Origin of the sequence: Lysinibacillus xylanilyticus (assembly GCF_001708185.1) — a bacterium.
Lineage (GTDB): Bacteria > Bacillota > Bacilli > Bacillales_A > Planococcaceae > Lysinibacillus > Lysinibacillus xylanilyticus_A.
In genome coordinates, this window is sequence record NZ_MDDN01000006.1 from 65,347 (window position 1) to 84,974 (window position 19,628).

Annotated in this window: 21 protein-coding genes and 3 pseudogenes; 17 read left to right on the top strand and 7 right to left on the bottom strand. The window is 34.0% G+C overall.

Going from position 1 to position 19,628, the window contains the following annotated elements; genetic code table 11:
• Positions 1-38: 38 nt before the first annotated feature.
• The 8 genes from BFJ97_RS13380 (at position 39) to BFJ97_RS13415 (ending at position 5,480) form a co-directional block, all read left to right on the top strand.
• On the top strand, positions 39-647 hold the full coding sequence (locus tag BFJ97_RS13380) for a BRO-N domain-containing protein (protein WP_083227037.1): 609 nt from the start codon (positions 39-41) through the stop codon (positions 645-647).
• Between the two features lie 252 nt (positions 648-899).
• Entirely contained in the window at positions 900-1,331 is a 432-nt protein-coding gene (locus BFJ97_RS13385) for a hypothetical protein (RefSeq protein ID WP_068985155.1), read from the top strand.
• A gap of 4 nt (positions 1,332-1,335) precedes the next feature.
• On the top strand, positions 1,336-1,965 hold the full coding sequence (locus tag BFJ97_RS13390) for a hypothetical protein (RefSeq protein ID WP_068985156.1): 630 nt from the start codon (positions 1,336-1,338) through the stop codon (positions 1,963-1,965).
• Between the two features lie 54 nt (positions 1,966-2,019).
• The gene (locus BFJ97_RS13395) at positions 2,020-2,841 is read left to right on the top strand and encodes a hypothetical protein (protein WP_068985157.1); all 822 of its coding nucleotides are present in this window, start codon (positions 2,020-2,022) and stop codon (positions 2,839-2,841) included.
• Between the two features lie 301 nt (positions 2,842-3,142).
• On the top strand, positions 3,143-3,583 hold the full coding sequence (locus BFJ97_RS13400) for a hypothetical protein (protein WP_068985158.1): 441 nt from the start codon (positions 3,143-3,145) through the stop codon (positions 3,581-3,583).
• A gap of 172 nt (positions 3,584-3,755) precedes the next feature.
• Positions 3,756-4,334 carry a hypothetical protein gene (locus BFJ97_RS13405; protein ID WP_068985159.1) on the top strand — a complete coding sequence of 193 codons (579 nt, stop codon included), beginning with the start codon at positions 3,756-3,758 and terminating at the stop codon, positions 4,332-4,334.
• A gap of 67 nt (positions 4,335-4,401) precedes the next feature.
• Positions 4,402-4,674 carry a terminase small subunit gene (locus BFJ97_RS13410; RefSeq protein WP_068985160.1) on the top strand — a complete coding sequence of 91 codons (273 nt, stop codon included), beginning with the start codon at positions 4,402-4,404 and terminating at the stop codon, positions 4,672-4,674.
• A 494-nt stretch (positions 4,675-5,168) separates the two neighbouring features.
• The gene (locus BFJ97_RS13415; RefSeq protein ID WP_068985161.1) at positions 5,169-5,480 is read left to right on the top strand and encodes a YbjQ family protein; all 312 of its coding nucleotides are present in this window, start codon (positions 5,169-5,171) and stop codon (positions 5,478-5,480) included.
• Between the two features lie 249 nt (positions 5,481-5,729).
• Here the strand turns inward: BFJ97_RS13415 and BFJ97_RS13420 are convergent.
• Positions 5,730-6,901, bottom strand: a pseudogene (locus BFJ97_RS13420) (IS3 family transposase).
• A gap of 819 nt (positions 6,902-7,720) precedes the next feature.
• Here BFJ97_RS13420 and BFJ97_RS13430 point away from each other — a divergent pair.
• On the top strand, positions 7,721-8,866 hold the full coding sequence (locus BFJ97_RS13430; RefSeq protein ID WP_175401748.1) for an alpha/beta fold hydrolase: 1,146 nt from the start codon (positions 7,721-7,723) through the stop codon (positions 8,864-8,866).
• Between the two features lie 523 nt (positions 8,867-9,389).
• Here the strand turns inward: BFJ97_RS13430 and BFJ97_RS13435 are convergent.
• On the bottom strand, positions 9,390-9,605 hold the full coding sequence (locus BFJ97_RS13435; protein ID WP_068985164.1) for a helix-turn-helix transcriptional regulator: 216 nt from the start codon (positions 9,603-9,605) through the stop codon (positions 9,390-9,392).
• Positions 9,606-9,932: 327 nt separating this feature from the next.
• On the opposite strand from BFJ97_RS13435, the gene BFJ97_RS13440 reads away from it, so the two are divergent.
• The 4 genes from BFJ97_RS13440 to BFJ97_RS13455 all read left to right on the top strand — a co-directional run bounded on the left by BFJ97_RS13440 (position 9,933) and on the right by BFJ97_RS13455 (position 12,966).
• A complete protein-coding gene (locus tag BFJ97_RS13440; RefSeq protein WP_068985165.1) occupies positions 9,933-10,112 on the top strand; it encodes a hypothetical protein in 180 nt (59 codons plus the stop codon).
• A gap of 236 nt (positions 10,113-10,348) precedes the next feature.
• Positions 10,349-10,678 carry a hypothetical protein gene (locus BFJ97_RS13445; protein ID WP_068985166.1) on the top strand — a complete coding sequence of 110 codons (330 nt, stop codon included), beginning with the start codon at positions 10,349-10,351 and terminating at the stop codon, positions 10,676-10,678.
• Positions 10,666-11,085 carry a hypothetical protein gene (locus tag BFJ97_RS13450; RefSeq protein WP_068985167.1) on the top strand — a complete coding sequence of 140 codons (420 nt, stop codon included), beginning with the start codon at positions 10,666-10,668 and terminating at the stop codon, positions 11,083-11,085. The genes BFJ97_RS13445 and BFJ97_RS13450 overlap by 13 nt, the downstream gene beginning before the upstream one ends.
• Positions 11,086-11,526: 441 nt before the next feature.
• Positions 11,527-12,966 (top strand): D-tyrosyl-tRNA deacylase, encoded by a 1,440-nt coding sequence (locus BFJ97_RS13455; protein ID WP_068985168.1) that lies wholly within the window; start codon positions 11,527-11,529, stop codon positions 12,964-12,966.
• Positions 12,967-13,777: 811 nt separating this feature from the next.
• Here the strand turns inward: BFJ97_RS13455 and BFJ97_RS13460 are convergent.
• Together BFJ97_RS13460 and BFJ97_RS25215 are read right to left on the bottom strand one after the other, a co-directional pair.
• Entirely contained in the window at positions 13,778-14,152 is a 375-nt protein-coding gene (locus BFJ97_RS13460; RefSeq protein ID WP_083227039.1) for an HsmA family protein, read from the bottom strand.
• Positions 14,153-14,504: 352 nt separating this feature from the next.
• A complete protein-coding gene (locus tag BFJ97_RS25215) occupies positions 14,505-14,759 on the bottom strand; it encodes a hypothetical protein (RefSeq protein ID WP_223554499.1) in 255 nt (84 codons plus the stop codon).
• A gap of 506 nt (positions 14,760-15,265) precedes the next feature.
• Here BFJ97_RS25215 and BFJ97_RS13470 point away from each other — a divergent pair.
• From BFJ97_RS13470 to BFJ97_RS13480, 3 genes are read left to right on the top strand one after another with little or no spacing between them, the layout of a single operon-like run.
• Positions 15,266-15,652: a hypothetical protein gene (locus tag BFJ97_RS13470; RefSeq protein ID WP_068985170.1), complete on the top strand. Its 387-nt coding sequence runs from the start codon at positions 15,266-15,268 to the stop codon at positions 15,650-15,652.
• Positions 15,653-15,670: 18 nt separating this feature from the next.
• Positions 15,671-15,874: a helix-turn-helix transcriptional regulator gene (locus BFJ97_RS13475; protein WP_068985171.1), complete on the top strand. Its 204-nt coding sequence runs from the start codon at positions 15,671-15,673 to the stop codon at positions 15,872-15,874.
• Positions 15,875-15,888: 14 nt separating this feature from the next.
• Positions 15,889-16,098 (top strand): hypothetical protein, encoded by a 210-nt coding sequence (locus tag BFJ97_RS13480; protein ID WP_068985172.1) that lies wholly within the window; start codon positions 15,889-15,891, stop codon positions 16,096-16,098.
• A gap of 129 nt (positions 16,099-16,227) precedes the next feature.
• Here BFJ97_RS13480 and BFJ97_RS25220 read toward each other — a convergent pair.
• Both BFJ97_RS25220 and BFJ97_RS24210 read right to left on the bottom strand, forming a co-directional pair.
• Positions 16,228-16,308 (bottom strand): annotated as a pseudogene (locus tag BFJ97_RS25220) (hypothetical protein); the annotation flags it as partial.
• Between the two features lie 202 nt (positions 16,309-16,510).
• Positions 16,511-16,682 (bottom strand): annotated as a pseudogene (locus BFJ97_RS24210) (transposase); the annotation flags it as partial.
• 97 nt (positions 16,683-16,779) lie between these two features.
• Here BFJ97_RS24210 and BFJ97_RS13485 point away from each other — a divergent pair.
• A complete protein-coding gene (locus BFJ97_RS13485; RefSeq protein ID WP_068985173.1) occupies positions 16,780-17,340 on the top strand; it encodes a hypothetical protein in 561 nt (186 codons plus the stop codon).
• A gap of 778 nt (positions 17,341-18,118) precedes the next feature.
• Here the strand turns inward: BFJ97_RS13485 and BFJ97_RS13490 are convergent.
• Complete coding sequence (locus BFJ97_RS13490) at positions 18,119-18,805, bottom strand: hypothetical protein (protein WP_083227040.1); 687 nt, start codon at positions 18,803-18,805, stop codon at positions 18,119-18,121.
• Positions 18,806-19,628 lie beyond the last annotated feature (823 nt).

Here is a 19,628-nt window from a genome sequence, read left to right on the forward strand (position 1 = left end):
TGGTTGCAATGTTTGAAAAATGAGAGGAGGAAAACATAGTGGACATCAAAACAGAGAAATGGCTCGATTATGAAATTCGTTTTGTGGAAATTGAAGGTGAGTGGTGGGGAATTGCTAAAGATATAGCCGATGCCCTTTGTTACAGTAGTACAGCTGCTATGACAAGACACTTAAAAAGTAAATTTCTTACACATGTCAAATTGACTGGTATGAATCAGAAGTTTACAGCAATATCCGAACAAGGGATTTACAAAGCGATAACTCGATCACAAAGACCTGAAGCAGAAGCATTTGAAGATTGGCTATTTGAAGTAGTTAAAACACTTCGCCAGTCGTCAGGGTTAGAAGGTTTTCAAATCTTTAGGATGCTAGACAAAGTGCATCAAAAGGAAACGATGGCTAAGTTGCAACAATCATTGCTAGAACCAACAACGGTGAGCTTTATAAAAGCAAACACAATTGCTAACAAAGCTGTTTCTAGTCGCCATGGACACGCGAAATCTCTAAAGAAAAATCAGATGACACCTGAGATGTTAATTGAACGAGAGCCGATCTTAGCTGATACAGTTGATTTAATGATCGCAAAAGAGAAATTCCGACTTGATTTGTCAGTTAGTAAGAAAGTGTATGAAAAGTATGTTCATTAACAAGCAGCAAAGCTTATTAATATGTGATTAAAAACAAACAAATACATGAATTCAAACAAAAATAGTGTGTATCTAGAATGCAACCATGCTAACTTTTGCTAACGTTTTTTTCGTATTAAGGATGCTGAAAAATGCTAAGGTATATCGCTTGTAGAAGGCTAATAACCGCTTCGAAGATGTTGGCTTTTGTTGGCAACCCACTAAAATGTTGGAAAATGTAGGTGTACTGTATATACGGGATGGTGAAAGATATTGACCCTAGACGAACTAAAACGACTTTTCAAAAAGCAAATACCAGCTGCTTATGAATCGCTAAAAGAAGCAGAAACAATGCCAGAAGGTGAGGTGAAGCGTTATAAAATATCGGCTGCTATCGAGGTGATTGAAAAGGCACAAGATTTACTGGCAAGTTGCTGGGATGAATTGAAATTTAAGGACGAGCTTATTTTAGCCCATAGACTTGATAATGTGCCAAGAGAGCGTACAGCTATGGTTTTCTACGACTACGTTCAAACCGAGCCTACAAGGGCTATCAATAACTTAAAAGCATTAGAGGATTTAGCATACAAGAAACTGCATAAGCTTCTAAACTCTCAGGAAGTCCGTTCAGAAGATTTATCAAACACTACACAACAAAGTATGGTTGACCGCTTAAAAGCAAGAGAACAACGAATGAAAGGGTGATAGCATGCTTACAGACAGCCAATTTTGGGCGTACTTACATGCACAACAAGAATTAGAAGAAATCGAACGAGTATATCAAGTGGAGCGACAGGAAGCTTATGGAGGTATTGCTCCAACGATAACAGGTTTCGATTATGGTAGCGGGCGCATTTACAAATTGGCGTGTCATGTTGAAGAGTATACTATTTATCTGGTGGAGCTTTATGAAAAACGAAATCAACGCATGGAAAAAGTGAAAAAGCGTGTGGAAGTATTAGAAGAAGCGGTTTCCCTTCTCTATGATGACGAGCGAGCACAATATGAGACTTGGAAAGCAAATCCTGTTGAATTATACCCTGATGTATTAAAAACGCTTAGAGAGTGTGTGAGCTTTGTTTTAGAACGTGACCAAATAAAAGAAGAGGCTCATGAATTGTCGGTTACTGAATGGGATGCTCAGGTAGAAAAAATGAAAGAAGATGAGTTGCTTTCAGATTACTGGGATCGTGATGGTTTATTTGACGAGGAGATTAAGAAGCGGCGAGAAAAAGAAAAACAGTATGGCCGAGTCGATTTATCTGAAAGAGCGTTACAAAACTTTGCTGATAAGTTTACGATCAAAGACCGCTTCCAAAAGGCAGCAGCGTGTTATTAGTTGTGTAGGTACTCTATACATTTTGAAAGTAACTACATAGAAAGGAGAAGATACATGTTTTGTGTCATTCAGAAAATACAAAAGAAGAAGCAGGATCCGTATGGCACACGTAAAGAAATTATTGTTAGTGAGACAACATTTGGCTTTGCTGGCGAAGAACCTAAGACGTCATACGGTTACACATACAGCGATGAACGATTTGAAAGGCCTGTATTAGATGCCTATAAAATTAGTATACATCACAGCTACCGAGAGAATGGCAAAGTGAAAAAGAAACAATGGGTTATCTGCACAATGGGCTACTATGATTTCATAGATTTCTGGTATGGCGATCATTATATTAGTCGTGCTTTAGAGGAGAAATTAAATGAAATGGGTATTGATGAAGATACCTTTCATGAAATGATTAACGCTAAGTTGGAACCACTAGTAGAACAAATTGAATTGGAGTTTCAACAGACAGAAGAGTATAGGGTTAAGAAAGAACAAGAAGCGATTCTTAGGGCACATAGAGAAGCAGAGGCAGCATTTGAAAGAGTATATGGTCAGGGCGAATACAGGTATTGCTATGACATATTTGGTACATTGCAAAATCCAGCTTACTTAGAGGAGCTAAAGGTTAAGAAAAAGGTACAAGAAGAATATAAAAGACGTAGTGAGGAAGCATTCGAGCGTAACTACGAAAAGTATTATAGCGGAAGCGGTGGTGGTAGTAGTTACTCAGCCGCTTCATCTAGTAACTACAACGAAGATGAAAAGAAGATGCTACATGAAATCTATAGAATGGTATCCAAGAAGTTTCATCCTGATGTATGCGGTGATGACGGTAGTAAGATGAAATTCTTAACAAAATTAAAAGAACAGTGGGGGCTGTGAAGGAGGACGGAATTTGTTCACTTTTTTACTTAAACAAACTAACAAAGGCTCTACCACGAGTCACAAATGAGCTCTCGAAAATTAAATATTACTGCAGTAGACGAGCCTTATCCCTAGCACGGTAAGGCTTTTTTATATCAAAATATTATTGAAGTTATTGCTATATATACAATAATTGGTTCGGAATTAAAGGGAATTCTACTGTTACATGGTATAAAATACATATATTTGTTTTATAGGTATAACTATACAATTTTGTGTGGTAAAATATGTTTGTAGTATATTAAAGGAGGAATTTTTTATGAAAAAAAGTTTATTTTTAGTCCCTGCTGTAGCATTTGGTATTTTTGCTGGAGTATCCAATGAAGCATCAGCTCAAGAAGTAGATCTTGAATCTCCAGGTGTTGATGTGCTTGATCAAGCGATTTCTGCTAGTAGTGTTTATGAGAATGCTCCTACGATTGAAAACGGAAAACATGTAAAGAGTCAAACAAGTAATACATACCCTGTTCAACGTTACAAATTTTACTATGATGGAAGTGATGGATATGCAGCTATTTTATTCCATCCGGATGGGAATCAAAAATTAAACGTTTTAAATGGTAACTTAATAAAAGTTAATAATAGTTATGATACATCTGCTTCTAATTTAACTTATGGATGGAACTATGTAGAAATTATCCAAACGGCTCCAGGAAAAACATCTACTCAACCATTTGAGTTTGCAATTGGTTGGAACTAATAATTTAAAGCACCTATTTTGGTGCTTTTTTCTTTGAAAACTGCATCAAACAGCCAATTGGAGAATGTGCAAAATGCAAATAGAGGGCTGAGTTTAGTGTGTTTTTGAGAGCAAAAAGTCATTACATATATTTCATTTATTGGTTTATTATTAAAATGAAGGAGATGATAATATGAGTTTTATTTCAGTGGTTGCTATGGAGAATTTTGTTACGGTAGTGGCTGATAGTAGACAAATTAATTCAGAAACGAAAGAAGTAATAAGTGAAGATTTCTTAAAAGTAAGAGGAATTAACGATAAACAATTTATCGCTTGTACTGGCAATGTAGGGGTTGCCGAAGCCCTTTTTAGTAAGTTTTCAGGCGATTTATTTTATGATTTAAAAAATAACGCTGAGTTAATTCGTGATGAACTTGTTAAAAAAATAGATTTAAAAATTGCGAAATGCCAAGTAGTGTTAGGAGGCAGAAGCCATCTAAACGAAATTGTGCTTTACACATTTTCTAACGATCCGACTCTCACGGTTGTTGAATATAAGCCTAAAGCAAGTGATTTATCATATATCACGTTATCTAGTGATGAATTGATGAATAAAGGTTTTGATGCAAATGATACATTTGAAAAGATCTATCGGGATAGAAACATACAATCTATAGAAGATGTAATCATGGTTCAAACGGAGTTAAATGATATTGTATCGGATCTAGATATATCAGTTAATAAAGAAAAAAATATTTTGAAAATAACGTAAACCACATTTTTGTATGTGGTTTTTTATTTTGATTAAAATAAGCAACTAGCATAATGGGGTGATGCCATTGATTGAACATAAACTGACAATTAAACAACAGAACTTTGCTGATTTCTATATCGAGTTAGGGAATGCTACACAAGCTTATTTAAAGGCATGCCCAAACGTGAAGAAGGAGAGTACGGCGAAGGCAGCTGCAAGCATAATGTTAACTAATGTTAACCTGAAAGCTTATATAGATGACCGTATGGAGGAATTGAAGTCTGAACGTATATCTGAGACACCACTTCGAAATTTTCGAAGTTGTTTAGCTGTATTCTCAGAAATGGGGAGACCATAAGTTTGTGGGACAGGATGAAAGTTCAACTACGGACAAATCAACAGTAGTTGAAAAAGGGATTCATTAAATTGATGATTGTCTGACTTTAATAATATGTTCAATATTGTAGAAAAAAGTTATGAATTGTATATTAAAGTTGAAACTTAATTAAGTTATTTGGTAAAAAGCCATTAAGTACAATTAAGCTACCGAGTGGTCTTTCTAGTTTCGCCACACAACATATTTTAATTAAAAGGTTTTAATTTTCTCGTTTTAGGGTATTTTTTTAATAGCTTTGGGTATATTGCTACCGCCTGTGACAAAATAAATTAAATTTTTTCATTTTTTAATGATTAACATAAAAAAATAATGAAAAAAGTTTAAGGTGATGCTATATTAAATTGAAAAATTAAAGAATGGAGTGAAAGTATGAATCCAGCTAAGGAGTTTGTTGGATATAGAAAATACTAAAATTGGATGCAAGGTTTATTTAACATTAATAAGGAGGATTTAACATGTTGATCGTAACAACAGAAACTATTGTAAATAAAAGTATTGTAGAGGCAAAAGGACTAGTAACAAGTAGTGTAGTACAATCGCGTAACATTGGAAAAGATATTGTTGCTGGTTTAAAGTCAATTGTTGGCGGAGAATTAAAAAATTATACAGAAATGTTAGAAGATTCAAAGAAAATGGTAAAAGAACGCTTAATAAAACAGGCTGAGGAGCTAGGAGCAAACGCTATTGTTGGATTAAGGTTTGAACTTGCAGCAGGACAAGGTACTTCTGAATTAATTGGGTATGGGACGGCTGTCTATTTTGAATAATATCAGTTAGATTTTTAAATAACTTTAATACCCCCTTACCCATTGATTTGGTAGGATATTATTATCTTTTATCCGATAGAAGCAACAGCCCTTGATAAAAAGGTGAGTATAAAAATGATACTATGTCAAGAAAATGGACAGGGAAAATTGAGATTTTGCTTTAAATCTAAGCGCGCTATCGCTTGCTCGCCTCACAAACAATTTAAGGGGCGTAACCCTTAAATTATTTGTAAGGTTAAAGGGGTTTAATTATATGACCTTAGTTTTCTGTGAAGTTTTGAAATATTGCTTTTCGTATGCAATGGGCGACATATAATTTGTAAAAGAATGGATACGTTTGTAGTTATAAAAACTAACGATGTATTCAATGATACTTTTCTTGGCTTGATCTCTCGTTTTATACTTTTCATGAAAAACTAACTCTCTTTTGATGACGCTATGAAATGACTCGATACATGCATTATCGTAACAGTTTCCTTTTCTGCTCATACTTGTAATCATTTTGTTAGTTCGTAATACTTGTTGGTATTCCTTCGACGCATACTGGCTCCCACGATCTGAATGATGAATGAGCACAGGCGTTGGAGTCTGAGTTCTGATTGCTCGTTTTAAGGCGAGGATCACTAATTCCTTTGTCATTCTCTCATCCATTGCCCAACCGATGATTCGTCTTGAAAACAACTCCATAATCGTTGCTAGATAGAGCCAACCTTCACTGGTCCATATATACGTAATGTCAGCTACCCACGCTTGTCCAGGGCGTTCTACTTTAAATTGTTGGTCTAATAGATTTGGATATACCGGTAGATTATGTTTTGAATTCGTCGTCGCTTTGTATTTTTTCACTGTTTTTGAGCGAATGCCTTCTTCTTTCATAATTCGCGATACTGTTTTTTGCGATACAGAGACTCCTTCTGAATTCTATTGTTTTGTGATTTTCGGACTACCATAATTTCTTCTTGAGTCCAAATACACTCGTTTTATTTGACTCGTTAACTTTTCTTTCCGTTCTTTTTGATTACTCTTTGGTCGGTTCAACCACTCGTAGTAACCACTTCTTGAAACACCTAATACTTCGCACATCTTTGCCACACGGAATTCATGTCGGTGTTGTTGAATAAAGTTGTAAACTACTTCCGGTCTTTTGCAAAGATGCCCATAGCCTTTTTTAAGATGGCATTTTCCTCTTCTAGGTCACGTATTCTTTTTTCTAATTCTTTATTTTCCTTATCCTCAGGCTTTAAATTCCCACTACCAACAAATGCAGCTTCGCCATCTTTACTAAATTTCTTTACCCAATTGTGTAATGTCTGTTCTGCAAGATCCAGCTCACGTGCAACCTCGGCAACCCTCTTGCCACTTTCAACTAATTGTACTGCCTCTAATTTAAATTCTTTGTCATAACTTTTTCGTTTTGTCATCTTAGACACTCCTAGTAAATTGTTAAGATTATTATACTTTATAAACTCCCAATTCTCAGTGTCCATTATTTAGACTAACATCAAAATCTAATAAAAAATGGATTGCTATCGAAAAAATTTTAGATCCATATTATGAAGTAAATAAAGAAAATCTTAACTCAGCTTCTAAAGTAAAGATAAACGGTAAAGTTTATCTTCCAAATCATTAATAAATATAGGATTTCGGGTTAATCCCAAAAGAATAGGGATTAACCCCCTTTCTAATCTCCTTATAGAACTTGCAAAGGATGCTCTCTGTGTGCTTTGTTCTCCACGGAGGATGAATTAAATCTACATGCAATTGGATGACTAGATAAGTAAAATCACCAATGTTGAAGTGGTCTTTTTATAGGTTATTTAACAACTTAAGCTCTCCATTAGTGTAATTAGTAACTCGGTTGCCACTCACTCCAATAGTCGCGACGATGAGAGAAAAGAACTGAAGGCACTCAAGGGAGATGTGGTCTGACACGGTTGCAGAAATTGTCGAATAGTAACAGAAAGATATAGGATCGTTAACAGTATCAATTATCTTTGTAAATAAAGCCAAGTGCACAACGAAAGGATGAGGTAGTTATAGATAATTTTTTGAGGGTTTTGAAAAATATCTCGAATTTTTTAGTCGTCGTAATTATTACCGTAATCGCATTTTTACTAGCGTTATTAAGTTTCAGTTTACTGGTTTATCCAACAAATGAATATGTGAGTGTCATCATTTCACTTGTATTAGTATTTGTCTTTACTTTCTACATGAATAAGCTGCGTAGAAAAGTATTTAAGTTGGAGAGTATTCATAAACCATTAAATGCTATCCTCACAACATTGCTTCTTGGAGTAGCGATGATTCTTGTTTTTTGGATTCCATCAAAAACATTTGAAAGCACAGGATCTGTTATTGAGAAATATGGGGTAAATCCCGAGCTTATAACGATCCACACAGGAGATAAGGTTGCAGTTTATGTGCAAAAACCATCAACTCCAAATGGACAAGATCCAATTCTCTTTATTAGCGGCGGTCCAGGCGGGTACCCTTCCTCTGAATCCAAACTATTCTTTGATGAGTATGTGAATCTCGGTTATACCGTATATACTTACGATCCCATTGGATCAAGAGAATCTCCTTTGCCGAAGGATACCTCAGCTTATTCAATTGCTAATGAAGTAGAAGTCGTCAATGACATTCTGAAACATTATAAGATTAATAAAGTAAACTTGTCTGCACAATCATACGGAGGTGCTGTTGCTTCAAGATTTATCGAACAGCATCTGGAGAAAGTAAATGCTTACATGGCTTTGGACACTTCTCCACTTTATACCTTGAATATGAATTATCCGAATCAAGATCAAGATAAATCATTTATGAAAACAGTACAGCCTACCCGTGAAGACAAGTCTAGCAAAAAAACAAATTCATCTCTACAAGATTACTTAAGATACTTCTCGATCAATCAATTGGCTCGCATAGGATACGGAATGTCTTTGATGCAGTTATTGGGAAAAGATGACATTCCTTATGGCAGTTATGCAGAATATGATTATTTTATGTCTGTATTGATGAGCTTAGCAAAGGGGGATATGCCGAAGGATGGTAAAGTAGATACACGTTTAAACATCGTGGCTAATTCTCTGATTAATGCGTCATTAGCTCAATCTCCTGATTATACGAAAGACTTGAAACAGAAGGATACGCCTCCAATATTGGTTGTACATCCTGAATATGGCATAGTTCCGTGGCAAGTTCACTATCAATACAAGGAATTCTTTAAAAATATTCAGTTTGTGGCGGTTCCGGGTGCTGGCCATAGCGTTTATAAGACACCACTAGGCAAAGAAATTACAGTGCGTAATGGAGATGCATTTTTTAAAGGAAAACAACTTCCTGATGAATATACTTCTAGTGAGAATCCGTTCCCACCAACTCAATAAACTTGTAAGCATGCAGTTTGTCGTGAAGCCATAAGTTTGTGGAAACACAAAAGCCACACGAGAAGGATCTAGCAATAAACAAAACGTTTTGCGCTACATGGATGGTAACGGGGGCTTTAGTGAAATAAGGATATATGAGCATGTTTTGAACAAAGATTGATCAAAACATGCTTTTATATTTGTTCTCATATCAAGGATAATTTAATCAAACTTTATCAAAAAGCTAAATTAAAGGGAGGACGAAATTCGCCCCTCTTTAAAGGACTTTACTAATGTGCAACTCCTTGAAAGGATGAGTAATATTTCACCAGTACTTTAAGGTTTCGCTAAAATTGGCGACTCTGCAATTTGCGTATTGGCTTATCAAAAAAGTGCTGCTGTTGATACAAGTTGTTTTCCAATATCAAGGTTGGTATTTGAAATACCGCTTCTATGGATCATTTCTATAGGACGCGACAACTTATAGTCCCCGTAAACACAAAAAGCATCCGCTCCAAAGAGTAGATGCTTTTTTGTGCTGCTATTAGATTTTGTCACCGTTTTTTAAGAAGAAAAAGCCTTCAAATTCAACCTCTAACACGTTAGCAATTTTTCGTAAGTCATGTTCGCTGAAATTATCCTTCTTCAATTTCGTATTAATATTCTGTCTTGATTGCCCCAGTAGTTCGGCTAAATCTTGAACAGACATATCTTTTCGATTCAAAAGAACTTTAATTTTTTCTCCCATCGTTAAAGACATTCTAACACCTCCTACCATATTATTATATCATTTATCATATTGCTTTTGACAACTAAAACATTGTCATAAGCAATATTTATTTTTACAAAATGCTTGATTTAGACAATCTTATGATTTACAGTGGAAATATAAACTTTTACAAGTTGACTATCAACAGTCAGTCGGTGAATGGACTAGAAATAGCCGACATGCAACATAAAGGTAGGTGAATGTATGAAGGTACTATCATCACAAGAACGCCAGAAAATAACACGAGCCATGCTAAAAGGCTATATGAAGTTGCTCGCACAGCAAATTAAAAGTGACTAAGAAGAGAGGAGAAGCGATATGCGTTTACAAAACACACTTGATTATCTCAAAGAACAATTCTATACAGCTGGAGCCGAATGGAAAGAGACGAAGGATAGTGAGTTGCTGACAGAGTTGAATGCGTTAGTAGCGGCTATCAATGCGATTGAGGTTTATTTGTATGACCAGCGTATTACTGTAATTACCGATTGCGTATAAAAAGCACGTTGGAAAGTAAAATTGGATGGAAAAAGAATGGCTTGTTATGTCGGATCTCAAAAAGAAGTCACCTATGAAAATCAAGGGAGACATATAAAAGATATGTATTTTAATCTCATGTAATAGATTTTTAGTTTTTTGGTCATAATGTTGAAAATGATAGATTTTAACTTTAGTAAATTTGAACTTACGAAAAGGTTGCTCTGAAAAATAAACAAAGAGATTAGGTGAGAGGCATGGAAAGTAAATATTATGGTGATAGTTTCTTGATTTATAGTGATTACACAGCAGGTATTTTAACTTTGCAACTTATATACAAAACGGAAGATATTGTACTACATGTATGGAAAGAAGAAGTTAAGAGTGAACGTGAAGCCACTATATCTTTAGAGGCCTATAAACGCTTTATGTTTGAAGAGAACGGTGCTCTGGTATATACGGTGAAATATGCAGCTAATCTTTTTGAAATAGACTATAAGGGGAAAGGTTTAATCGAAGTTACTGAATTGATAAAACAAAAGTCAGCAGAGTTGAAAAAGAAGGAGGAAACGATATGTATTCTGTAACTGATCATCCACGTTTCAATGAATTGTGGGATGCGAAAGCAGCAGCTTATAACGCTATAACCGAAGTATTAGTTACTAATGGGTTAGAAGAGGAAATTAGCAAAGTGATAGCATACCGGGAAGCACACAATGCACTAATAGAAGTTTATGAAGAAGTTGCCTATGATAATGGCGCGTTGGGTACCATCAATGACATTGAAGGAATTTTATTGGAAAACACTCGAAAAAGGGGAGTATGTGTAATGCGCGAATTTAAATTAGAAATATCGAATGACAATAATTATTTAGGGCTATTAGATATTTTAGATATTGGAGATATATCTGACTTAGTTACAAAGTTTAAAATAAGCGATTTCTTCAGTGGAAGATACAAAATAATCTTAAAGAAGGAGAAAATTAGCATCTAATATTAACAGGTTCTGTTTTGAGGTGTAAAACAACAAATATAACAATTAGAGTCTGGTTTCAACACGGAATCAGACTTTTTATTTTTGTTGTAATATCAACGTTTGTGTTATATTCTCCCTCATTTTAGACGATGATTTAGACATACATTTTTTGAGGTACAGAAACTTATGTACCATTAATATTTCCTATGATAAAACGGCTTCTTATTTGGTTGTTTTTAGGCGTTTGATTGAGATTAGTAAATTGAAACAATTAGCTAATCACACAGATTCATAATAAAAATCATTATAAAAGGTACCCATTTTGAGTCTTTTTTCATTAAAGGAATCAATAGTTCAATAGACTCCAAAGAAAGCTAGAACAATCTTCTTAACATCTTACGGATGAGATATAATTTTAATATAAACAAAAAATACTATTGCTAAGGAGAGGTGTACATAATGAAAAAGTTCGATTTGAATATCGAGAAAGTATTAGAGCACTGGACCATCCCCCACGCTTTAAGAGAAATCATTGCAAACGCATTGGATGAATCGAATTTAACAAATACCAAGGAACCACTTATTTTTAAAGATGAAGACAATAAATGGCATATCAAAGATTTTGGAAGAGGTCTTAAATATGAACATCTAACCCAAAACGAGAATATGGAAAAGACAAAGGACCCAGATAAAGTCATTGGCAAATTCGGAGTAGGTTTAAAAGATGCAATGGCGACATTCGATCGAAGAAACGTCGGAATCCTCATTCAATCAAAATATAGTGACATTACAATAAAGAAGTTATCTAAGGGTGACTTTGATGATGTGGTAACTTTGCACGCCATTGTCAATGATCCAACTAATCCTAATATGTTAGGCACAGACTTTATGTTTACTGGTCTCAAAGATGATGATATCGAAAAAGCCAAAGATTTCTTCTTACTATATTCGGGAGAAAATGCGATTGAAAAAACGAAGTATGGGGAACTCATTGAAAACAAAAAAAAACGTTCAAGAATTTACGTGAACGGAATTTGTGTAGCAGAGGAAGACAATTTACTCTTTTCTTATAACATCACTTCCACCACTAAGAAACTTCGTCAATCTTTAAATCGGGAGCGGACTAATGTGGGAAGAAGTGCTTACACCGACAGGGTAAAGTCTATTCTCTTAGAATGTAACAGTCCAAAGTTTGCTGAAAAACTGGTGGATGATTTGCAAAAGATTCAAACAGGAAATTATCACGATGAATTACAATGGATCGATGTTCAGCTCCACGCTTGTAAAATATTAAGTAGCCAGGAAAAAGTGATGTTTTTAACTGCTTATGATCTAATGGGTGGTGGTAAATACCTAAGTTACGCAAAAGAAGAAGAAATGCGTATCATTACTGTTCCTGATTCACTAGCAAATAAACTGGAAACTAGTAAGGATCTGAATGGTAATAATTTCAGAAACTTGGAAACCTATGCGTTAGAATGGAATGAACAATTCGAATTTGATATCGTAAACGTAAACCAATTAACAGTTAAAGAAAGAGAAATTTTCAATTACAAGGACACCATAGTAAGCTGGTTCCCAAAGAAGAGTAATCTCGTCAAGGATATTGTGATTTCAGATACAATGCGGCCAGACAATTATACGGGTTCTGATGCACTTGGATTATGGGAGCCCTCCACGAAACGAATTATCATTAAACGTAGCCAACTTAAAAATATACAATCGTTCGCCGGTACACTTGTACACGAGTTGGTTCACGCTTATACCAATACCGATGATAACACCGTAGAATTTGAAGGAGAATTAACTGAAATGCTCGGGAAGTTGTCCACTCTTATCCTTGAAAGTTCAAATCCTGTAAAACCTAAAAGTATGCTAAAAAGATTATTTAACAAATAGAATGTGTCAATTAAACTGAATTTTACCCAATTCATATAAAACAACAAGAAGTCGCTCATATTGTAGATGAGCGATTTCTCTTTTGATATGTTTTCTTGCGAAAAAACGAATATAAAAACCTCGCATTTTAGTGTTTATTTAACTATAAAATCCCCAAGCTATTTAGGGTGTTAAAACCCTATAAAATTAAAAAGATTTTTAGGGTTGCGCATCCCAAAACAGTACCCGCTAATCTAATATAGATGCTTTTTTTATTTTACAAAGCAACTAGCATAAGTGTGGAGATGCAATTGATTGAACGAAAATTTAATCCAAAAAAGCAGACGTTTGTCGATTTTTATATTTAGTTGGGTAATGTGGCAGAGACCTATATTAAATCTGGTTACAATAAAAAAACGGGTGCTGCATTAGCCCCGCTTCTCACTCACACATTCCTGTACACACGCTCGCCGTATTTTATTAGCCCCATTCTAGCCCCACTTAGCCCCAAAGCAAAGCTATTACATGCATTATCTTGCAATTACTGTTGATACTAGATTACCGTTAAACCGTTGATACATAAGGTTTTCTAACTGATGAATATACTACCTTGCACCCTGAAAATAATAGAAATAGTATAGCATAATGTGGTTGGGGAATCCTGCTATAGCAATGGTCTCTGAGATTTTTTTATTAATGATTAACCCCAGTTTTATACAAGGACCGCGAGAGACATCAAGTGAAGATTATTGGCATTGAAAGAAGTTTCGAGGGCAAAGAAAAAAGCCGTAACGTTGGCAGGCGCTACAGCTTAAATCCATCCTTTATGTTATTAAAATTTGTTGGTCATTCCATATATCATTCCAGATATATAAGGAATCAACCAAATGAACCATACTAATATACTAAACGTATGGAATTTTACCATCATATTTGAGTCTTTTTTTACCAATACAATAGAAGCCCAAATTGCATGAAATAACATTAACAAGATTGCTAATAAACCTGTTATGCCATGAAAACTAAATAGAGACCCTTGTGAGGACATTTTTTCCATCATGGTAGTTCCGAGTGTATCGCAAAGTAAGCCTATCCAAAAAATAATCACATGCCATAACTTTAATGTTTTTTGGAATTTTTCTGCCCATACTCCTACTGAATAAAAAATTAGTGCTGCTGTAATAAATATAGTAGCAATTATTAGCATTTCAATCACCCGATTCATAGCACTATTTAAATGTCTTTTTCCCTTAAAAGTAATACTTTATACGCTAAAAGAATATATACACCTATTGCTCGGCTTTATTATAAAAAAGCAATATGAACAACAGATGAACAGCAACTGCTACATCAAAAGAGTTTCGGGATTCTATGCACTACTGCGCATCATAAAAATAATTAGAACATGACCGTATACATCACTCTCGTGGATGCTTTTTGTGTTGTTTATAAGTGGCTAATTTTGTGCTTCTGCCACTTTTTTGACACGTTCTAAAAATTCAACGACTACTTTGTCCGAAGCCAACAATAAAAATAATTTTACGAACCATTTTAACGGGTTATTTTGTTACAGTATAAGTAAAAGAAGTCTCTGTTTCATTTAGTTTATTTAATTCATAGTAAGCCGTAATTTCAAACATATTAGCGAGTGTAAAGCCTACTTTCAATATTTTTTTATCAGGTATATTCGTATATTCAAATGTTTCTACATCGTACTCTTCGATAGGTTTTCCTTCTTTATATTTTTGGCGATAAACACTGCCAACCACTTCTTCCGTTATTTTCATAGGTTTGTTTTCAACTACTTGTGGCATACTCTTTTGCAAATCAGCTAAAGAACCATCACGTAATGTCCAAATTTTCTATGGGAGCATTTATGTTAATAGTCTTTGTCCATGTTTTCATCAAAAAACACCTCTACTTCCAACAATAAAATAATTGATTTTTTTATTGCATTCTATCCTTCAAATCTGTGCCTCAAACAGATATCTATTTGAGAGCTATTACTTTAAATAACATTTCACTTTGTTGATAAAATGATGAATCTAGTAAATGTTTAGTATTGTATTAATTTTGGTATTTTTTTGCTTAGTGCATACTTAGATTTTTATTCGAAAACGAAGGGGGAACTCAGCATCGTTTTCTCCTTATGATGTTCAATGTTAAATATAATGCACATAAAATTTGGTAATTTTCTTTAAGGTTTTGATGATATTTTCATTGTTTATCAAATATTTAACTTGACGCCGTTTATGAAAGTATGTAATATGAAATAAACTTCATGTGAAGTAAACTTCATATTTCGGAAGGGGTATTGGTATTGAAACGAAAGTTATTTCAAAGATTATTAATGTCTTTCCTTGCAATAATGTTAGGTGTTATTAGTCTTTTGATGGATCCAGCAGACAAAATGTCAGCAATTTATCTTTTAATTGTTGGTAGCATTATTTTGATTTTCTCGATTACAATGTATTTAAGAAAATCAGAAAAAGAGGATGATTTATCGAAAGAATATGATGAAAGAGATGCTCTTATTGAAGGACAAGCTTCAAATATAACAATGCAATGTATAACGTCATTAATAATACTGTTGCTATTTTTGAGTAATTTTATTGTATTATCTGTAAAAGCGGTTCTTTTACTATTAATACTCGCTCTTTTCATCCTATATACTGTAACTAAGTTTTTCTATGAACGAGTCCTTTAATTCTGAAGGAGGACGAATATGGAAAATAGAGTGCGAGATTTAAGAAAACAGCATAATTTAACACAACAAGAATTGGCTGATCGTGTAAGTGTATCTTCAAGGACGATTATTTCGCTTGAGAATCAGAAGTATAATCCTTCTGTATTACTTGCCTATAAAATTGCATCGATTTTTAATCAATCGATAGAGGAAGTTTTTATTTTTGATGAAAATGACAAATAAGGAGATTTTTTAATATGTTAGGTTTAATTGCTATCGTTTTTGGTATTGTTTTAACTGTTTGGGGAATTTATCGTATGAAAACAGATGATGGTCTTTTTGGAAAGACTCAAAAAAGCAAAAATATTTTTAATCTGTTTTTAATGGGAGAGGCGTCTGGGATTGGTCAATTTTTAGGCGGAATTGTTTGTGTAATTTTAGGAGTTGCTTATTTATTGTTCGGGTAATCTAGAAAGCTACCAACCGATTAAGTTAATATATTTAGCAAAAGACCGGGACTTGTGATTCAGGTCTTTTTGTGTTTATTCACTTTGCAATTCCTTTTATCGAGCTTCCATAATTTTATAAGGCTACAGGACAAGCATCACTAATAATAATAGATTTTTCCTCTCGATTCTTGCTGTAAGAGAGGTTAGAACAGGAGCACCTATAGTTACATCATATGTTGAAAATTTGAAACTTGAACATATAATCTATAGGATAATCTCCAATCAAAAAAGCATCTGCTCTAAGAGAGTAGATGTTTTTTGTGCTGTTATTAACTCAGTACCTCAGCTATTTCTATAAGTTCTTTTAAGTTGTCACGTTTGAATTTGTTATAAAGGTTTGAGGTATTCTGCCTAAAAGAATCGTTCATATATGAAACAAGAGGTGATCGAAGGCAAAACCATTTTTCGCTTCTTTTATGAAATTTTCCATCGTGCCTCGTTTTCGATAAGACTGCACAATCACTTTGGGAGAGAAACGTTTGTTGAATTGGTCACGAAGAACGTTTGCGAAAAGAGTAATTTAAAGCTGGACGAACCGATTTCTAGTCTTATATTTTTACCTAAATGGGCATTTTGCATAGGTCGATTACTCAAATATACATATAGATAACAAGACAATACTATTAGGAGGCTAAAGGAATGAATAAAGATCTTCTGCTTACGTTAATGAATAAAGTTATAAGAGTGGATCGAGGAGGTCCTGAATCACGTATAGGGAAGTTAATGGCTGCTGAAGACGATCATTTTGTATTATTAACTGAAAAAGATGGGATTGTTTACTACAGAACGCAGCACATTAAAAGCATTTCTCTTAACTCAAGAGATGGGATGGAATTTAGTGCTGAAGATCCAGCAGCAGGTTCGTACCTACTTGCACCTGATTTTAAAGCAGTAGTAAGCAGCCTACGACATCATTGGGTTAAAGTGAATCGTGGGGGTCCAGAAATGTTAGAAGGAATAATGGATGAGGTTTCGGACGATTATATTACTATTTTTTCTAAAGAAGAGGTTATCCGTCTAGCAATGTATCATGTACGAAATATTAGTTTAGGAACAAAAGAAAAAACGAATGAAAAAAACAATAGTGAAGCAAAAGATAGCAATGAAAGCCCTAATAATAAGACAGAAAACAGCAATAAACAAAAAAATGAAAACGCAGTGAATGATAGGGGAAGAAATGCGAGAAATAGAAGAAGGTAATGATTTTGTATTACGAAATAATTCGAGTCACGCATTGTCAGTTGAATATCCTTTTCAGCTGAATAGCGGAATCATTTCGTATTTCTATAAGCTCGTCAAAAGCTTCACTTGTATATCGTAGATCCTAAATCCTAAATCCGTATGTATACTTATCCCTAGTAGTGGATTTTGCGCTGCTACTGCGTTATCAAATGTTTCTAAAATGAGTTCAACCTCATACCATATACGCTAGCTTAGTTGATTGACCGTTGTCTCGAGCGATAAAGCTCGACTAAAATTTGTGATTTCTTAATTGTACTTTCTTAGACTCTTTTCGGACACGTCCTCTTGTATACTAAATTTTATTGATTGAACCGAGGCATGTCTATTCAACTATAAACATCCATTCAACAAATTTTCTTATATAATGTGATTTGAAGAGGCTGGGATAGAACTCGATTATTTTGAAAAATAGCGAAAACAGATAATAACTTTTTCGCTTCAATGAGTAGAGTGTTCCTTCCTAAATTAAAAAAATGTTAGACCAATTGCAATCGGTCTGACATTTTTTCTTTTTGTCCTAGCCTCTTCAAGTTGTTGAAAAACTAGTATGTCAATGAAATTAAGGTATCATAATGATACGCCAAGGCGAAAATTGATATCAAAATATCGATAAACTATTCGCTAGTTTAGTGCAAAAACTGCAACAAAAAAGTGACAAACTTTCTTAAAACATAACCCCTAGTTACTTTGATAAAAGGAAACAAAAAAATAACCTACATAACAAAATAGACGCACCTTACACTTGATGAACAGTTTGAATATGTGAAAGGTTAAAATACGTTGAATTAGATTTCCCGTTTTGTATCTCAATAATCTGACCTTTTACAGTTACTACTCTACCTATATGGGAAAATTCTTTTCCAAGATTTAATACAACAAATTGATTTCTAAGTTGGTCAATTTGAGACTCGAATGTATCGTTTAGTGACTGATTGTTAATAGACGACAGGCTTAAAAATTCATTTTCACTTAGTCCGTAAGGAAACTGATCCTTAGAATATGGAATGAGCCATTTTAAATGTTTTGTTGAAATGAGCATGGTTTTGTAAATAGGAGATTCAAATACAAAATAATCATTCTTAACAGACGTTATAACTCCATGTAGTGCTTGGTTTTTTGTTACAAAAATCTCCACGTGTATTCCTTTTGCATATGAAAGTATATTTGTAAGGGTTAGGTCCTTATTAGACGACACTTGAGAATCAAATGCCGGTCTTTCTGAAGGTTGTTGAACATTATCTTCATTGTTATAATCTATTTCTAAAGTTTGAATATGATCGATTGGTAAATAGACAAACATAATTCCATTATAAATCACGATAATGTCACTACTCGAATCAATCACTGAACCTTTTAATACCTTTCCACCCGTGAGTTCAATGACAACAATTTCTTTATTTAAATTTTGCAATAACAAAATCAAATTTACCTCCCTTTCTATATAACTACTCAAACTACCCACAAATCCTAACTGAATAAATTAATCAATAAGCTAATAGGGATGACTAAAATGCTACATTAAGCTATCCCTCCGTTAGATTAATAGTCTATGTTTTTTCTAATAAATATCCATATTAGTGTTGCTTGGCTATCAATAGATGTCAATATGGCACTGATGCTCCTCAGGTACACTTGCCAGACTTGTAACTTGAAAAAGTAAGGTCTAATTCCTAATCCATAATCGCAATGTACCAATCATCACAACTTATTCATTTGAAATTGCTTTTATGTCAATATTTTTTATGGTTTTACGGTGCTAAAGCACATCACGAAGTTAGTATAAATGCTTTTCCAAACGCCCATAAACTAAATGTTTGCGATTGAATTAATTATTTCAATTTCAAGATGGTGATTACTTTATAGATTCTTTAACAATAAAAAGAGAGTTCATCCTATTAGGAGGAACACCTCTGATGATTAAACGACCTATTTTTATTTGGTTGAGATTAAGGATCTAACACAATTTTAGACGTCTCTTTATCCTAAACTTAAAGAAATACATGGCATGAGTTCAGAATTTGCTTGAACACATGCCTTTTTATGTTTGCTTTAAATTAATGTAATTCTTTACGACCTACTATTTTAATATTTAGGTAATTTAGTATGAATATTGGAGAAAGTAGGTATAAAACTAAGGGAGTTTTAACTTTTTACATATTTATACTAAGACAGCATCACTAACCTAATGTATGAGAGGGAGAGCCTATTATTTTAGTCTAAAAATAAGTTATTTTTTAGAATCAAAA

What these genes read in the sequence shown, in the direction of transcription:
- BFJ97_RS13390 (WP_068985156.1), top strand. Translation starts at nt 1,336, where the DNA reads ATGCTTACAGACAGCCAATTTTGGGCGTACTTACATGCACAACAAGAA.
- BFJ97_RS13395 (WP_068985157.1), top strand. Translation starts at nt 2,020, where the DNA reads ATGTTTTGTGTCATTCAGAAAATACAAAAGAAGAAGCAGGATCCGTAT.
- BFJ97_RS13400 (WP_068985158.1), top strand. Translation starts at nt 3,143, where the DNA reads ATGAAAAAAAGTTTATTTTTAGTCCCTGCTGTAGCATTTGGTATTTTT.
- BFJ97_RS13405 (WP_068985159.1), top strand. Translation starts at nt 3,756, where the DNA reads ATGAGTTTTATTTCAGTGGTTGCTATGGAGAATTTTGTTACGGTAGTG.
- BFJ97_RS13415 (WP_068985161.1), top strand. Translation starts at nt 5,169, where the DNA reads ATGTTGATCGTAACAACAGAAACTATTGTAAATAAAAGTATTGTAGAG.
- BFJ97_RS13435 (WP_068985164.1), bottom strand. Translation starts at nt 9,605, where the DNA reads ATGTCTTTAACGATGGGAGAAAAAATTAAAGTTCTTTTGAATCGAAAA.
- BFJ97_RS13440 (WP_068985165.1), top strand. Translation starts at nt 9,933, where the DNA reads ATGCGTTTACAAAACACACTTGATTATCTCAAAGAACAATTCTATACA.
- BFJ97_RS13445 (WP_068985166.1), top strand. Translation starts at nt 10,349, where the DNA reads ATGGAAAGTAAATATTATGGTGATAGTTTCTTGATTTATAGTGATTAC.
- BFJ97_RS13450 (WP_068985167.1), top strand. Translation starts at nt 10,666, where the DNA reads ATGTATTCTGTAACTGATCATCCACGTTTCAATGAATTGTGGGATGCG.
- BFJ97_RS13455 (WP_068985168.1), top strand. Translation starts at nt 11,527, where the DNA reads ATGAAAAAGTTCGATTTGAATATCGAGAAAGTATTAGAGCACTGGACC.
- BFJ97_RS13460 (WP_083227039.1), bottom strand. Translation starts at nt 14,152, where the DNA reads ATGCTAATAATTGCTACTATATTTATTACAGCAGCACTAATTTTTTAT.
- BFJ97_RS25215 (WP_223554499.1), bottom strand. Translation starts at nt 14,759, where the DNA reads ATGCCACAAGTAGTTGAAAACAAACCTATGAAAATAACGGAAGAAGTG.
- BFJ97_RS13475 (WP_068985171.1), top strand. Translation starts at nt 15,671, where the DNA reads ATGGAAAATAGAGTGCGAGATTTAAGAAAACAGCATAATTTAACACAA.
- BFJ97_RS13480 (WP_068985172.1), top strand. Translation starts at nt 15,889, where the DNA reads ATGTTAGGTTTAATTGCTATCGTTTTTGGTATTGTTTTAACTGTTTGG.
- BFJ97_RS13485 (WP_068985173.1), top strand. Translation starts at nt 16,780, where the DNA reads ATGAATAAAGATCTTCTGCTTACGTTAATGAATAAAGTTATAAGAGTG.